Here is a 15,667-nt window from a genome sequence, read left to right on the forward strand (position 1 = left end):
ATGCAAAAACACTCTTTGATTGCAGTAGCGGTCGCGCTGCTCGCCACGGGTTGCACGCTGGCCCCGCACTACCAGCGGCCCGCGGCGCCCGTGACGGCGACCTTCCCGACCGGCGGCGTGTACGACCAGCAGCCGGGCGCGCAGGGCGCGCGCAGCGCGAACGGCCAGGCCGCCGCGGACATCGGCTGGCGCGACTTCTTCGTCGATCCGCGTCTGCAGCAGCTGATCGGAATCGCGCTGAAGAACAACCGTGATCTGCGTGTGTCGGTGCTGAACATGCAGGCGTCGGCGGCGCAGTACCGTATCGTGCGCGCGGGCCTGTTCCCGACACTCGACGCCGCGGCTTCGCAAAGCAAGTCGCGCACGCCGAAGGACCTGACTTTCACCGGCGTGACGATCTCCAACACGTATTCGGTGGGCTTGAACGCGTCGTGGGAAATCGACTTCTTCGGGCGCGTGCAGAGCCTGAAGGATCAGGCGTTGGCCACGTACCTCGGCACCGCGCAGGCGCGCAAGGCGGCGGAAATCGCGCTGGTGTCGCAGGTGGCGAACCAGTACATGACGGTGCTCGAACTGGACGATCTGCTGAAGGTCACGCAGAACACGTTGAAGACGGCGCAGGAGTCATATCGGATCACCAAGCTGCAGTTCGATAACGGCACCGGTTCGGAACTCGATCTGCGCCAGGCGGAAACGGTCGTCGAGACCGCGAGCGCGGACCTGCAGACGCAGACGCGTTTGCGGGCCCAGGCTGACAACGCGCTGGTGCTGCTGATTGGCGAGCCGTTGCCGGCTGATCTGCCGGGCGGCCTGCCGATGAACGACCAGAGCCTGCTCACGGATATTCCGGCGGGCCTGCCGTCCGATCTGCTGACGCGTCGTCCCGACATCATCGAGGCCGAGGAGAATCTGCTCGCGGCCAACGCGAACATCGGCGCGGCGCGCGCGGCGTTCTTCCCGAAGGTCACGCTGACCGGCAGCGCCGGCACGCTGAGCCCGACGCTCGGCGGGCTGTTCAAGCCGGGTTCGGCGGCGTGGAGCTTCGCGCCGTCGATCACGCTGCCGATCTTCGAGGGCGGTCAGAACATGGCCAACCTCGATCTCGCCAATATCGAGAAGAACGTGCAGATCGCTACGTATGAAAAGGCGATCCAGACGGCCTTCCGCGAAGTGGCGGACGGACTGGCCGCGCGCGGCACGTACGACGAGCAGATCGCGGCGCTCGAGCGGGATGTCGCGGCCGAGCAGCGCCGGCTGGATCTGTCGACCCTCCGTTATACGAACGGTGTCGACAGCTATCTTTCGGTGCTGACCGCGCAGACCTCGTTGTACGTGGCTCAGCAGGCGCTGGTCACCGCGCGCATGGAACGTCTGCAGAACCTGGTCACGCTGTACCAGGCGCTCGGCGGAGGCTGGATCGAGCACAACGGCGACCAGCCGCGTCCCGCCGACGCGCCGGTCGACTACGGTGCGGCGAGCGCACCGGTCGCGGCTTCGGCGGCGACGGCAGGGTAAGCGCTTCGGCTCGACGAACCGCTGAAGTAAAGCAAAAACGCCACGGCATGCCGTGGCGTTTTTGTTGATTCGCGGCGTTCGGTGCCGCTCGCCGCATTATCGACGCATCAAAAGCTCAATGCAGATCCGCCGCCCGCAGCATCTCGGTGCTCTGCGGTTCGCCGCCCGCGCTGGCGTCGAGATCGTGCCCGGCGCGGCGAAGCTCGCTCTTCGCCTTCTTCTCGCTCTTCACGCCGTTGAAGATCAGATTCAGCGCGACCGCCGACACCGACGCGAGCAGAATCCCGCTATGTAGCAGCGGCGACAACGCCGGCGGCAGTTGCGAGAAGAAGTGCGGCGAGACGACCGGCACGAGGCCGAGCCCGATGCTGACAGCGACGATGAAGAGGTTGTGCTGATTCCTCACGAAGTCGACGCGCGACAGAACCTTGATACCGTTCGCCGCGACCATGCCGAACATCACGATGCCCGCGCCGCCGAGCACGAACGCCGGCACGGACGCGACCACCTGCGCCATCTTCGGGAAGAGGCCGAGCAGCACGAGGATCACGCCGCCCATCGCGCACACGAAGCGGCTCTTCACGCCGGTCACGCCGATCAACCCGACGTTCTGCGAGAACGACGTATGCGGGAACGAGTTGAAGATACCGCCGATCAGCGTGCCGAGACCGTCGACGCGCAAGCCACGCACCAGCGTTTTCTGATCGACCGGACGATCGACCATGTCGCCGACCGCGAGAAACATGCCGGTCGATTCGATGAACGTGACGAACATCACGGTGACCATCGTCGCGATCGACAGCGGATCGAAGTGCGGCAGTCCGAAGTGGAACGGCATCACGAAGCCGACCCACGGCGCGTGTGTGACGCCGTCCATGTTGACGCGGCCGAGCATCAGCGCGATTGCGAAGCCCGCGACGATGCCGAGCAGCACCGAGATGTTGGCGACGAACCCCCTGGCAAACTTGTTGATCAGCAGGATCAGCGCCAGCACGAGCAGCGACAGGCCGAGATATACCGGATTGCCGTAGTCGGGATTGCCGACACCGCCGGCCGCCCAGTTGATGCCGACCTCCATCAGCGACAGGCCGATCACCGAAATCACGACGCCGATCACGACCGGCGGGAAGAAGCGCAACAGCTTGCCGACCGCGGGCGCGAGCAGAATACCGATCACGCCGGCCGCGATCGTCGAACCGAAGATATCGAGGATGCCGAGCGAAGGATTGGTGCCGATGGCGACCATCGGGCCGACGGCCGCGAACGTGCAGCCCATGATGACGGGCAGACGGATGCCGAAGATCCACAGTCCCAGCGTCTGGATCAGCGTGGCGATGCCGCACGAAAACAGATCGGCGCTGATCAGGAAGGCGATCTGGTCTTTCGGCAGTTTCAGCGCGGCGCCGACGATCAGCGGCACCGCGACCGCGCCAGCGTACATGACCAGCACGTGCTGGATGCCGAGAGTGAGCAACTGGCCCGCCGGTAGGCGCTCGTCGCACGGGTGAACCGTGTTCGCTTGCATATCGTCTGTCTCCACCATCGCGTTTTGGGATGACTCCAAGGTATCGGGGACGAAAAGTCGCAACAAGACCATACGGGGCTATTCCGGCATTCCCGGCGACGATATGTAGAGACCTGTTTTGAAAGGCAAATTAAGGCCACGAATGGGACGGATCGGCCGTCGGACGCCAGAGAGCCCCATGCAGTGGGGGCTGCGGGCGGTGCATGGCGTGCGCGGCGCGGGTTCGTCGCGCGAGGGGATATGTGTGAGAATCAATGACGTGTATCACGCTTCACGCATAGTCCTGTTTTGATGACGCTCGCAGCACGGCTGGGTTAACCCGCGAATGGTTTTTTTCGCGTGTTTTCCGAGCCGTTTGTTCAACGTTCGCGGCGTCTGTGCAGCTTCGCCTTTGAGCTTCGCTTTCCCACTTCGTCGCCAGTCTCGCTGGCTTTTTCTTCACCTCATTTCAACGTCCCTGCGCTCATGAGTTTTCTCGGCATCGACCTCGGCACCGGCTCCCTGAAAGCGGCAATCGTCGACGAACATGGACGCGAGCAGGCGGTATCGAGCGTCGCTTATGCGCTCGTTACGCCGCACGCGGGTTGGGCCGAAATCGACGTCGAGACCTGGTGGAACGCGCTCGTCCATGCGATGGCGGGCCTGCCGCGCGAACTGCGTGACGGCGTGCGCGCGATTGGCTTCTCTGGCCAGATGCACGGCGTCGTGCTGCTCGATGCAAACGGCGCAGCCGTGCGGCGCGCAATGCTGTGGCCCGACTCGCGCGCGCTCGCCATGCTCGACGCGTGGCCCGAGCCGCAACCGAATCCGGTCGCGCCCGGCATGGCCGGACCGCTGCTGCGCTGGCTCGTGCTGCAAGAACCGGAAGCCGCGCGCCGCACGCGCTGGGCGCTGCAGCCGAAGGACTGGCTGCGCGTCGCGCTCGGCGGCGCGTGCGTGACCGACGCGTCCGACGCGTGCGCGACCGCGCTCGCCGATCCCGCCGGCGCGTGGGACACGGCGCTGCTGCAACGCCTCGAGATTCCGCCTGAATGGTTCGCGCCTGTGGCGCCGTCGTATACGGCGGCGGGCGCGCTGTCGCCGCAGGCCGCGCAGGCACTTGGCTTACGGGCCGGTATCGTGCTCGCAACCGGCGCCGCGGATACGCCGTGCGCGGCGCTCGGCAGCGGACTCGTGCGTGACGGCGACGCGCTGCTGACGACCGGCACCGGCGGACAGATCGTCGTGCTCGCGAACGACGAGCCTGCGCCGCTGAAGGGCTTGCATCGCTATCGCGCGGCGAGCGATCACTGGTATCGGATGGCCGCGATGCAGAACGTCGGCATCGCGCTGGAGCGGGTGCGCGGGTGGCTGTCGCTTGGGTGGGCGGAGGCTTACCGAGAGGCATTTGACGATGCGGCTGATGCAGGCGCTCATGCCGCCGCTGATGCGGCGTCGACGCTGAGCTTCCTGCCGTACCTGACGGGCGAGCGTACGCCGTGGCTGAACCCGCAGGCACGCGGCGGCTGGCTCGGTTTGTCGCTCGAGCATACGCGCGGCGCGATGATGCGTGCCGCGTTCGAGGGCGTCGCGTTCTCGTTGCGCGCGGGGCTCGACGCGATTCGCGCGAGCGGCGCACCGGTGACGGCGCTCAAGCTCGCGGGCGGCGGCTCCGTCGATGCGCGCTGGCGACAACTGCTCGCCGATGCGCTCGACGTCGACCTGCATGCGGTCGATTGCCCGAACGCGGCGCCGCGCGGCGCGGCGATCCTCGGCGGTCTCGCGTGCGGCCACTGGCAGACGCGCGATCTCGCCGCGCTTGCGCCGGGCGCGACGCGCGTCGCGGGTCCACGAGGCGATGCGGCGCTGGCTGAACGCTATGCGCGCTTCGTCGATCTGTATGGCCGGGTCGAGCCGTGGTTTGGTGGTAGCGCGCCGGGCGAAGCGAAGTGACAGCGACGGCGTTGAACACGGTGCCGAGCGCAGCCATCGGCGACGCAGCCTTTACGCACTATGCAATACCATGACGCTTTTCGCGTGCCACGTAGTCGCCCGGCACGCGATGCCATTTCGCATTCACGGACTCACAGGAGCATTGACGATGAAGACCAAAGCAGCAATCGCATGGAAAGCCGGCGCCCCGTTGACGATCGAGGAAGTCGATCTCGAAGGTCCGCGCGCCGGTGAAGTCCTGATCGAAGTGAAGGCGACGGGCATCTGCCACACCGACTACTACACGCTGTCGGGCGCCGATCCCGAAGGTATCTTCCCGGCGATTCTCGGCCACGAAGGCGCGGGCGTGATCGTCGATGTCGGGCCGGGCGTCGGCACGCTGAAGAAGGGCGATCACGTGATTCCGCTCTACACGCCCGAATGCCGTCAGTGCAAGTTCTGCCTGTCGCGCAAAACGAACCTCTGCCAGGCGATCCGCGCGACGCAGGGCAAAGGCCTGATGCCCGACGCGACCTCGCGTTTCTCGCTGGACGGCAAACCGCTGTTTCACTACATGGGTACGTCGACGTTCTCGAACTACATCGTCGTGCCGGAGATCGCGGTCGCGAAGGTGCGTGAAGACGCGCCGTTCGACAAGATCTGCTACATCGGCTGCGGCGTGACGACCGGCGTCGGCGCGGTCGTGTATTCGGCGAAGGTCGAGGCGGGGGCCAACGTGGTCGTGTTCGGGCTCGGCGGTATCGGGCTGAACGTGATTCAAGGCGCGAAGATGGTCGGCGCGGACAAGATCATCGGTGTCGATCTCAACCCGGGCCGCGTCGAACTCGCGAAGAAGTTCGGCATGACGCACTTCATCAACCCGAACGAAGTCGAGAACGTCGTCGATCACATCGTGCAGCTGACCGACGGCGGCGCCGACTACTCGTTCGAATGCATCGGCAACGTGAAGGTGATGCGCCAGGCGCTCGAATGCACGCATAAGGGTTGGGGGCAGTCGTTCATCATCGGCGTCGCGGCGGCGGGCGAGGAGATCAGCACGCGGCCGTTCCAGCTGGTGACGGGCCGCGAGTGGAAGGGCTCGGCGTTCGGCGGCGCGCGAGGCCGCACCGACGTGCCGAAGATCGTCGACTGGTACATGGAAGGCAAGATCAATATCGACGATCTGATCACGCACCGTCTGCCGCTCGAGCGCATCAACGAGGGCTTCGATCTGATGAAGAAGGGCGAGTCGATCCGCTCGGTCGTGCTCTACTAAGCGAGGAGCGTCGCGATGCTCGAACTACTATCGTCGCACGCCTGCCACGGCGGCGAGCAGCGCTTTTACCGACACGAGTCGCGCACCATCGGTCTGCCGATGCGCTTCTCGGTCTATCTGCCGCCGCAGGCGTTGCAGGGCAATGCGAAGGTGCCCGCGCTGTTCTATCTCGCGGGGTTGACCTGCACCGAAGAGACCTTCGCGATCAAGGCCGGCGCGCAGCGCTTCGCGGCCCGGCACGGTATCGCGCTGATCGCGCCGGATACGAGCCCTCGCGGCGCGGGCGTGCCAGGCGAGAGCAATGCGTGGGACTTCGGCGTTGGCGCGGGCTTTTATGTCGACGCGACCGAGGAGCCGTGGGCGCGGAACTACCGCATGTACTCGTACGTGCGCGACGAGCTGCGCGAAACGGCGCTTGCGAACCTGCCGATCGATGGCGTGCGTCTCGGCATCTTCGGTCATTCGATGGGCGGGCACGGCGCGCTGATGCTCGCGTTGCGCAATCCGGACATTTATCGGTCGGTGTCGGCATTCGCGCCGATCGCGGCGCCGATGCGTTGTCCGTGGGGCGAGAAGGCGTTTAGCGGTTATCTCGGCGAGAACCGTGAAGCGTGGAAGCAGTACGACGCGAGCGAGCTGGTTTCGCACGCGACGCACAAGTTCGCGGAAGGGATTCTCGTCGATCAGGGGCTCGCGGATCAGTTCCTGCCCACGCAGCTCAATCCCGACGTGTTCGAAGCGGCGTGCAAGGCCGCGGGTCAGCCACTGACGTTGCGCCGGCATGCGGGTTACGACCACGGCTACTACTTCATCTCGACGTTCGTGGAGGATCATCTCGCGCATCACGCGAAGGTGTTGCTCGGCTGAAAACGTCGGGTAGCGCGGCATGAAATAAAAAACGGCGGCACGTGTGCCGCCGTTTTTCCGTGCGATCGGCGTACGCGCCGCTCAATGCCGCTTCAACAGACTCCCGCCATACACCAGCGCCGACAGCGCGGTGATCCAGAAGCTCGTCGGCCAATCGGTATGGAACGCGAGCGTCAGCCCGAGCCACGCCTGCGCGAGCGCGAACACGGCCGCGAGCACGAGACCCGTCGACAGCCGCGTGCTCAGGTTCTGCGCGGCGGCGGCCGGCCCCACCATCAGCGTGAACACGAGCAGCACGCCGACGATCTGCGTGCAAGCGGCGACGGCCAGCGCGGCGATCGCGAGAAACAGCACCGACACGCTGCGCAGCGACACGCCCTTCGCTTCGGCCAGCTCCGGTTGCAGTGACGCGAACAGCAGCGGCCGCATGATGGCCGCGAGCGCGACCAGACTGACGACGCCCAACGCCGCGAGCACACCGAGCGTCGCTGCATTGACGCCGAGCACGTTGCCGAACAGCAGCGCCGTCACCTGCGTCGCGTAGGCGGTGAAGAAATGCAGAAACAGCAGCCCAAAGCCGAGCGACAAGGAAAGGATTACGCCGATCGCGACGTCGCGGCCGGCGAGCCGTTCGCCGAGCGCGCCCATGCCGACACCGGCCGCGAGCGTGAAGCCGATCATCCCCCAGATAGGCGGGATGCCGATCAGCACCGCGCCGGTCGCGCCGGTGAAGCCGACGTGCGACAGCGCGTGGCCCGCGAAAGTCTGTCCGCGCATCACGAGAAAATAGCCGACCACGCCGGCCAGCACCGCGACGATCCCCGAGGCCGCGAATGCGTTCACCATGAAATCGTATTCAAACATCGTGCGTGTGTCCGTCGCGTAAGTCGTGCGGGTTTGGGTGACTGTGCGAGTGGCCGTGCGAATGCGTATGTCCGCCGTGCTCGTCGTATTCGTGCTCGTGATCGTGCTTCTCGACTTCGACGCCGCCTGACATCACGAAGATGCGGCCGTTCACGCGCATCACGTCGATCGGCGAGCCGTACAGACGCGACAGCACCGGCCGCGTGATCACTTCGTCGACGGTGCCGAGCGCCGCGACGCCGCTGCCGAGATACAGCACGCGATCGATCGAGTTCAGCAGCGGATTGAGTTCGTGCGCGGAGAACAGCACCGCGATGCCGAGCTCCTGCTGCACGCGCCGCACCAGTTCGACGACGCCCTTCTGGTGATGCGGATCGAGACTGATCAACGGTTCATCGAGCAGCAGCAGTTTCGGATTGCCGAGCAGGCATTGCGCGAGCAGGAGCCGCTGCCGTTCGCCGCCCGACAACTCCGACAGTGGCCGCTTCGACAGATTCGTCCCGCCGACGAGCTCGAGCACCCGATCGACGTCCGCGCGCGTTTTTGCATCCGCATGCGGCAAGCCCCAGCGATGACCATCGGCTGCCATCGCGACCAGATCGCGGCCGCGCACGCGACGGCCGGCGAGCGCGCTGCGCGTCTGCGGCATATAGCCGATCGACGCGTTGCCGCGCTCGACCGTCTGCCCGAGCACGCGGATCGCGCCGCCCACGGCCGGTACGAGGCCGAGCACCGCGCGCATCAGCGTCGTCTTGCCCGCGCCGTTGGGCCCGAGCACGCCGATGAACTCGCCCTGGTTCACGACGAAGCTGGTGTCGCGCAGGATCGTGCGGCCGCCCAGATCGAGCGTCACGTTGGCGAGTTCGAGCACGGGCCTGTCGCCGCGCGCGGTGGGTGCGCCTGATTGCGCACCTGCTGGCGTTTGATGGCCAGTCGGAATCATGGAGCCTTTCCTTGCGCGTTCGCGCTGGTCGCGCCAATCGCGCCGTTCGTGTCACTCGCCGCGAGCGCTTTCTGCAACGCATCGAGCTGCGTCAGCATCCACGTCTGATAGGTCTTGCCGGGCGGCAGGGTTTCGGTGACGCTCATCGTCGGTACCTTCGATTGTTGCGCGAGCTTCAGCATCCGTTGGGTCAGCGCTTCGGTGGCCTGGCTGTTATAGATCAGCACGCGCACGCGCCGCTCACGCAGATCGCGTTCGAACGCGGCGATATCGGCCGCGCTCGCTTCGGTGTCGTTCATCGTGGCGAGCTGGAAGCGCTGATTGCGCATGGCGAGGCCAATCGCGTCAGACATATAGCCGAACACCGGCTCCGTCGCCGTGACCGGCAAGCCCGCATAGTGGCCGTGCAGCTCGGCGACCTTCGCGTCGATCGGCTTCAGCGAATCGAGAAACTTCGCGAGGTTCGCATCGTACGCCGACTTGTGCGCCGGGTCAGCAGCGCTGAGCGCGTCGCTGACCGCGCGCGCGACTTTCGGCATCGTCGCCGGGTCGTACCACAGGTGCGGATTGTCGCCGCCTTTTTTGCCGACGAGGTCGGCCGCGACGATCATGGTGCGATGCGCGCCTTTCGACGCGGCCAGCAGCTTCACCATCCACGGATCGTAGTCGGCGCCGTTGTAGACGACGATGCTCGCATGCTGCAACGCGCGCGCGGTGGCCGGGCTCGCTTCGAACAGATGCGGATCCTGGTCCGGGTTGCTGAGGATGCTGATCACGTCGACGCGATCGCCGCCGAGTTGCCGGACCACGTCGCCATAAAAGTTCTCCGCGGCGACGACCGGAATTTTCGCGTCGGCGGCGAACGCGTTGTGGCCGAAGCCGAGCGCCGCGATCGCGAGCAGAAAGGTGTACAGGGTGTGCACAGACGTCGAACGCTTCAGCGCGCGGTGCGCTCTGGACAACATCGAGCCGATTGTTTTCATCGTTGTTTCCTGCTGGGTGAGAGTTGAATCAGCCACTCGAGGTGGCAAGGCCAAAAACGGGGTGGCACGGGGTGGCGCTTAGCGCGGCGCCGTGCATCTGATCACGACGAATTGCCTGCTGCGCCGCCGGCGCCGCCAGGCTTCGCCGCTCGCGCACATGGCCCGCACAGTCCACTTAGCTCGATCACCTGACGATGCACCTCGAAGCCATGCGCGGGCGCGCTGTGCGACAGGCGGTCGGCGAGTTCGTCGCCGGGAATCTCGACGGTCGCGCCGCAGCCGTCGCACATCAGGAACTGGCTGCGATGCGGCACGCCGATTTCGCAGCAGGCGATGAACGCGTTCTTCGATTCGATCCGGTGCACGAAGCCGTGCGCGACGAGGAAGTCGAGCGCGCGATAGACGGTGGTCGGCGGCATGCGACCGCGCTCGGGCGCGAGCGCGTCGAGCAACTCGTACGCGCCGACCGGCCGCTCGCTCGCGACGATCGCCGCGTACACCTGGCGGCGCAGCGGCGTCAGCGCGAGCCCCTGCGCCGCGGCGTGCGCGTCCGCATGCGCGAGCCGCATGGCGTGCTGTTCGGCGAGCGAGGTAGTCATCGGCGTGAATCTCCTGGCATGGCGGCCCCCGAGCGGGCTGCAAGGTCGAAATGATATAACGTATCGCCATTTTTTGTCAGCGGTGCGAATCTTCGCACGGCGGCACGCAGCGAACGCGTCGTGGCGACCCCTGGCGCAATGGGCTTGCTCCTGCCGCGCTGCACCATCGAAATTCGTCCCCGTGCCTTGACATGATCCAGTCCGTATCCGATCATTCGATCACTAACCGAGCAATTGATCGCGCGATGAGCGTTCGCTCACTGCGCGCCAAAATGTAAAAACGAACCGGAGACAGGCAGTGGCACGATTGCAGGACAAAGTCGCCATTCTGACGGGCGCGGCCAGTGGTATCGGTGAAGCGGTAGCCCTGCGCTATCTCGACGAGGGTGCGCGCTGCGTGCTGGTCGACGTGAAGCCGACCGACAGCATCGGCGGCGCGCTGCGCGGCACCTACAGCGAGCGCGTGTTGAGCGTCAGCGCCGACGTCCGGCGCCGCGAGGACATCGAGCGCATCGTCACGAGCACGCTCGGCCGCTTCGGCCAGATCGACATCCTGTTCAACAATGCGGCGCTGTTCGACATGCGCCCGCTCCTCGACGAATCCTGGGACGTGTTCGACCGCCTGTTCGCGGTCAACGTGAAGGGCATGTTCTTCCTGATGCAGGCGGTCGCGCGGCAGATGGTCGAGCAGGGCCGCGGCGGCAAGATCATCAATATGTCGTCGCAGGCCGGGCGGCGCGGCGAGGCGCTCGTGTCGCACTACTGCGCGACCAAGGCGGCGGTGTTGAGCTATACGCAGTCCGCGGCGCTCGCGCTCGCGCCGCATAAGATCAATGTGAACGGCATCGCGCCGGGCGTCGTCGACACGCCGATGTGGAACGAGGTCGACGCGCTGTTCGCGCGCTACGAGAACCGGCCGCTCGGTGAGAAGAAGCGCCTCGTCGGCGAGGCCGTGCCGCTCGGCCGCATGGGCGTGCCCGACGACCTGACCGGCGCCGCGCTGTTCCTCGCGTCGGCCGATGCCGACTACATCACCGCGCAGACGCTGAACGTCGACGGCGGCAACTGGATGAGCTGAATAAAGAGCAGGGAGCGGGCACGTTGACTGCTCTGAGCGGCGCGTCATTCCGTCAAACGAACGCAGCATCATATAACGTACGAAAAAGGAGACAACGATGAAACCAGCTTTCAAATTCGCGCTGAAGGCGGCCGGTGCCGGCGCGGCCACCTGCTTCGCGCTGAGCGCATCGGCGGCGACGGTGACGATCGCGACGCTGAACAATCCGGACATGATCGAGTTGAAGAAGCTGTCGCCCGCGTTCGAAAAGGCGAATCCGGACATCAAGCTGAACTGGGTGATCCTCGAGGAAAACGTGCTGCGTCAGCGCGCGACGACCGACATCACGACCGGCAGCGGCCAATTCGACGTAATGACGATCGGCGCGTATGAAACGCCCCAATGGGGCAAGCGCGGCTGGCTCGCGCCGATCACCAACCTGCCGGCGAGCTATGACCTCAACGATGTCGTGAAGACGGCCCGCGACGGCCTGTCCGCGAACGGCCAGCTGTACGCGCTGCCGTTCTACGTCGAAAGCTCGATGACCTATTACCGCAAGGATCTGTTCGACAAGGCCGGTCTGAAAATGCCCGACCAGCCGACCTACGACCAGATCGCCCAATTCGCCGACAAGCTCACCGACAAGTCCAAGGAGCAATACGGCATCTGCCTGCGCGGCAAGGCGGGCTGGGGCGAGAATATGGCGTACGCCACGACGGTCGTGAACACCTTCGGCGGCCGCTGGTTCGACGAGAAGTGGAACGCGCAGCTGACGTCGCCGGAATGGAAAAAGGCGATCACGTTCTACGTCGACCTGCTGAAGAAGGACGGCCCTCCGGGAGCAAGCTCGAACGGCTTCAACGAAAACCTGACGCTGATGTCGTCGGGCAAGTGCGCGATGTGGATCGATGCGACGGTCGCGGCCGGCATGCTCTACAACAAGCAGCAGTCGCAGATCGCCGACAAGGTCGGCTTCGCGGCCGCGCCGATCGAGGTCACGCCGAAGGGCTCGCACTGGCTGTGGGCGTGGGCGCTCGCGATTCCGAAGTCGTCGAAGCAGCAAGATGCGGCGAAGAAGTTCATCGAGTGGGCGACCTCGAAGGAGTACATTGAAATGGTCGCGAAGGACGAAGGCTGGGCCTCGGTGCCGCCGGGCACGCGCGAATCCACCTACGCGCGCCCCGAGTACAAGCAGGCCGCGCCGTTCGGCGACTTCGTGCTAAAGGCGATCCAGACCGCCGACCCGGATCATCCGACCTTGAAGCCGGTCCCGTACACGGGTGTGCAGTTCGTCGGAATTCCCGAATTCCAGTCGTTCGGCACGGTGGTCGGGCAGAGCATCTCCGGCGCGATCGCTGGTCAGATGACGGTCGACCAGGCACTCGCGGCCGGCAACGCGGCCGCGAATCGCGCGGTCAAGCAGGCGGGTTATCAGAAGTAACCCGGCAGGCCCGCCGCATCGACCGATGCGGCTCATGCAGCAGGGCGGCCGTTGGTCTGCGCCGTATGCGATGCGGCGCGTGCCGTGCGCCATTCAGGCACGGCACGCCGCGTCGCACATACGCGGCTCAGGCGAACGCTCCGCGCATTACCGAACAGGTGGTCCATCATGCGTCCTTTGCGCCTACCTCTGATGCAAACCCATCCCCAGACAGAAAAAGAACGCGAGGAGCGTAAGGCCAGTTCGGCCCGCTGGCTCGTGGCGCCGTCGGTCGGCGTGCTCGTGCTGTGGATGGTCATTCCGCTCGCGATGACGATCTGGTTCTCGTTCTCGCACTACAACCTGCTGAATCCCGATCTGCGCGGCTTCGCCGGCTTCGACAACTACCGCTATCTCGCGACCGATCCGTCGTTCGGCCCGTCGATCGCACATACGATCGAGCTGATCGTATGGGTGCTCGTGATCACCGTGGGCGGCGGCGTGCTGATGGCGATCCTGTTCGACCGCAAGTTCTACGGGCAGGGCGTGGCACGCCTGCTCGCGATCGGCCCGTTCTTCGTGATGCCGACGGTCAGCGCGCTGATCTGGAAGAACATGATCCTGCACCCGGTGTACGGCCTTGTCGCGCAGGGCATGCGGGCGCTCGGCATGCAGCCGATCGACTGGTTCGCCGACTATCCGCTCACCGCGGTCATCATGATCGTCGCGTGGCAGTGGCTGCCGTTCGCGTTCCTGATCCTGTTCACGTCGATCCAGTCGCTCGACCAGGAGCAGAAGGAAGCCGCGAAGATCGACGGCGCCGGTCCGTTCTCGATGTTCTTCTACATCACGCTGCCGCACCTGCGACGTGCGATCGCGGTCGTCGTGATGATGGAGACGATTTTCCTGCTGTCGATCTTCGCCGAGATCTATACGACCACGGGCGGCGGTCCGGGCAACGCGACCACGACCCTGTCGTACCTGATCTTCGCGCTGGGCCTGCAACAGTTCGACGTCGGTCTCGCCTCGGCGGGCGGTATTCTCGCGGTCGTGCTGGCCAATATCGTGTCGATCTTCCTCGTGCGGATGCTCGCGAAGAACCTGAAAGGGGAGTACGAAAAATGAGCCACGTTGCCTCCACTACGGCATCGACGACGCAGCCGGTCGCGGTGCCGACCAAATCGCCGTTCGACACGATTCGTCGCGGCATTCCCGGCGTGATCGCGTGGCTCGTCGCGCTGCTGCTGTTCTTCCCGATCTTCTGGATGACGATCACCGCGTTCAAGACCGAGCAGCAGGCCTATGCGTCGTCGCTGTTTTTCGTGCCGACGCTCGACAGCTTCCGCGAGGTGTTCGCGCGCAGCAACTACTTCGCGTTCGCGTGGAATTCGATACTGATCTCGGTCGGCGTCACACTGCTGTGCCTGATCCTCGCGGTGCCGTGCGCGTACGCGATGGCGTTCTTCCCGACGCGCCGCACGCAGAAAGTGCTGCTGTGGATGCTGTCGACGAAGATGATGCCGTCGGTCGGCGTGCTGGTGCCGATCTATCTGCTGTGGAAAAACACCGGCCTTCTGGATACCGTGTCGGGCCTGGTCATCGTCTACACGCTGATCAATCTGCCGATCGCGGTCTGGATGGCGTTCACGTACTTCGCCGAGATTCCGCGCGACATTCTCGAAGCCGGGCGCATCGACGGCGCGGCGACGTGGCAGGAGATCGTCTATCTGCTGATGCCGATGGCGCTGCCCGGGCTCGCGTCGACCGCGCTGTTGCTCGTGATCCTGTCGTGGAACGAGGCGTTCTGGAGCATCAACCTGTCGAGCTCGAACGCGGCGCCGCTGACCGTGTTCATCGCGTCGTATTCGAGTCCTGAAGGTTTGTTCTGGGCCAAGTTGTCGGCCGCTTCGTTGCTGGCGGTCGCGCCGATCCTGATCGTCGGCTGGCTGTCGCAGAAGCAGTTGGTGCGCGGGCTCACGTTCGGGGCCGTCAAATGACGGCTGGCCCGGGCATCGTGCGCTATGCGTTGATCTGCGATTGCGACGGCGTGCTGATCGACAGCGAAGCGGTGGCCGCGCGCATGCTGGTGCGTGAACTCGAGGCGCGCTGGCCCGGCATCGACGTCGAGCCGGTCGTGCTGCCGCTGCTCGGGCTGCGCATCGAGCGCGTGTTGCAGGACACCGCGACTCAGCTCGGCAAACAGCTCGGCGCCGACGATATCGATGCGATCCGCCGCGTGGTCGAAGCGGCGGCGATCGAGGCGCCCGCGGTCGACGGCATCGAGATGGCACTGACCCAGGTGCCGCTCGTCAAAGGCTGCGCGAGCAATAGCTTCCGGCCGTATGTCGAGACGGTGCTGGCGCGCACGGGCCTGAAGCGTTTCTTCGGCGAGCGGCTGTTCTGCGCCGACGCGGTGCCGAATCCGAAGCCCGCGCCGGACGTATATCTGGCGGCGGCGCAAGGCTTCGGGCTCGCGCCGGGGGCGTGCCTCGTCGTCGAGGACAGCGTGACCGGCGTCACGGCGGCGGCCACGGCGGGCATGGCGGTGCTGGGGTTTATCGGCGGCGGTCATGCGAGCGATGCGCAGATCGATCGTCTGCATGCGGCGGGCGCGCGCCATGTGTTCGACGACATGCGGCAGTTGCCCGACCTCGTCGCGCAATGGACACTGTCCGCAACGGCCGCGGCGCCATGAGCGCGCGAATGC

14 protein-coding genes are annotated in these 15,667 nt (G+C 65.5%); 9 read left to right on the forward strand and 5 right to left on the reverse strand.

All coding sequences use genetic code 11. The features are described from left to right. Positions 1-1,515: an efflux transporter outer membrane subunit gene (locus OKW45_RS15940; protein ID WP_429469762.1), complete on the forward strand. Its 1,515-nt coding sequence runs from the start codon at positions 1-3 to the stop codon at positions 1,513-1,515. Between the two features lie 115 nt (positions 1,516-1,630). Here the strand turns inward: OKW45_RS15940 and OKW45_RS15945 are convergent, their stop codons facing one another. Further along, positions 1,631-3,040, reverse strand: a complete 1,410-nt coding sequence (locus OKW45_RS15945) for a nucleobase:cation symporter-2 family protein (RefSeq protein ID WP_429469764.1) — start codon at positions 3,038-3,040, stop codon at positions 1,631-1,633. 465 nt (positions 3,041-3,505) lie between these two features. Between OKW45_RS15945 and OKW45_RS15950 the strand changes: the two genes are divergently transcribed. The 3 genes from OKW45_RS15950 (at position 3,506) to fghA (ending at position 7,094) form a co-directional block, all read left to right on the forward strand. Beyond that, positions 3,506-4,972, forward strand: coding sequence for a xylulokinase (locus tag OKW45_RS15950; protein WP_429469766.1), 1,467 nt, complete (start codon positions 3,506-3,508; stop codon positions 4,970-4,972). Between the two features lie 148 nt (positions 4,973-5,120). Then, positions 5,121-6,227, forward strand: coding sequence for an S-(hydroxymethyl)glutathione dehydrogenase/class III alcohol dehydrogenase (locus OKW45_RS15955; protein WP_429469768.1), 1,107 nt, complete (start codon positions 5,121-5,123; stop codon positions 6,225-6,227). A gap of 15 nt (positions 6,228-6,242) precedes the next feature. Next, positions 6,243-7,094 carry an S-formylglutathione hydrolase gene (gene fghA, locus OKW45_RS15960; RefSeq protein ID WP_018421676.1) on the forward strand — a complete coding sequence of 284 codons (852 nt, stop codon included), beginning with the start codon at positions 6,243-6,245 and terminating at the stop codon, positions 7,092-7,094. 81 nt (positions 7,095-7,175) lie between these two features. Here fghA and OKW45_RS15965 read toward each other — a convergent pair whose 3' ends face one another. The 4 genes from OKW45_RS15965 to OKW45_RS15980 all read right to left on the reverse strand — a co-directional run bounded on the left by OKW45_RS15965 (position 7,176) and on the right by OKW45_RS15980 (position 10,483). Next, complete coding sequence (locus OKW45_RS15965; protein WP_429469770.1) at positions 7,176-7,958, reverse strand: metal ABC transporter permease; 783 nt, start codon at positions 7,956-7,958, stop codon at positions 7,176-7,178. After that, positions 7,951-8,901, reverse strand: coding sequence for an ABC transporter ATP-binding protein (locus OKW45_RS15970; protein ID WP_018421674.1), 951 nt, complete (start codon positions 8,899-8,901; stop codon positions 7,951-7,953). Before OKW45_RS15970 ends, OKW45_RS15965 begins: the two co-directional genes overlap by 8 nt. Next, complete coding sequence (locus OKW45_RS15975; RefSeq protein ID WP_429469772.1) at positions 8,898-9,884, reverse strand: metal ABC transporter solute-binding protein; 987 nt, start codon at positions 9,882-9,884, stop codon at positions 8,898-8,900. The genes OKW45_RS15970 and OKW45_RS15975 overlap by 4 nt, the downstream gene beginning before the upstream one ends. A gap of 101 nt (positions 9,885-9,985) precedes the next feature. Then, positions 9,986-10,483 (reverse strand): Fur family transcriptional regulator, encoded by a 498-nt coding sequence (locus tag OKW45_RS15980; RefSeq protein WP_429469774.1) that lies wholly within the window; start codon positions 10,481-10,483, stop codon positions 9,986-9,988. 298 nt (positions 10,484-10,781) lie between these two features. Here OKW45_RS15980 and OKW45_RS15985 point away from each other — a divergent pair, with 298 nt between their 5' ends. The 5 genes from OKW45_RS15985 to OKW45_RS16005 all read left to right on the forward strand — a co-directional run bounded on the left by OKW45_RS15985 (position 10,782) and on the right by OKW45_RS16005 (position 15,655). Continuing rightward, positions 10,782-11,561 carry an L-iditol 2-dehydrogenase gene (locus OKW45_RS15985; protein WP_035471049.1) on the forward strand — a complete coding sequence of 260 codons (780 nt, stop codon included), beginning with the start codon at positions 10,782-10,784 and terminating at the stop codon, positions 11,559-11,561. A 97-nt stretch (positions 11,562-11,658) separates the two neighbouring features. Next, positions 11,659-12,981 carry an ABC transporter substrate-binding protein gene (locus OKW45_RS15990; protein WP_018421670.1) on the forward strand — a complete coding sequence of 441 codons (1,323 nt, stop codon included), beginning with the start codon at positions 11,659-11,661 and terminating at the stop codon, positions 12,979-12,981. Positions 12,982-13,149: 168 nt separating this feature from the next. Beyond that, complete coding sequence (locus OKW45_RS15995) at positions 13,150-14,085, forward strand: carbohydrate ABC transporter permease (RefSeq protein WP_429469776.1); 936 nt, start codon at positions 13,150-13,152, stop codon at positions 14,083-14,085. Then, on the forward strand, positions 14,082-14,957 hold the full coding sequence (locus OKW45_RS16000; RefSeq protein ID WP_018421668.1) for a carbohydrate ABC transporter permease: 876 nt from the start codon (positions 14,082-14,084) through the stop codon (positions 14,955-14,957). The genes OKW45_RS15995 and OKW45_RS16000 overlap by 4 nt, the downstream gene beginning before the upstream one ends. Then, the gene (locus OKW45_RS16005; protein WP_429469778.1) at positions 14,954-15,655 is read left to right on the forward strand and encodes an HAD family hydrolase; all 702 of its coding nucleotides are present in this window, start codon (positions 14,954-14,956) and stop codon (positions 15,653-15,655) included. The genes OKW45_RS16000 and OKW45_RS16005 overlap by 4 nt, the downstream gene beginning before the upstream one ends. Positions 15,656-15,667 lie beyond the last annotated feature (12 nt).

It is taken from the genome of Paraburkholderia lebeckiae, from assembly GCF_050436225.1.
GTDB classification, from domain to species: domain Bacteria; phylum Pseudomonadota; class Gammaproteobacteria; order Burkholderiales; family Burkholderiaceae; genus Paraburkholderia; species Paraburkholderia tuberum.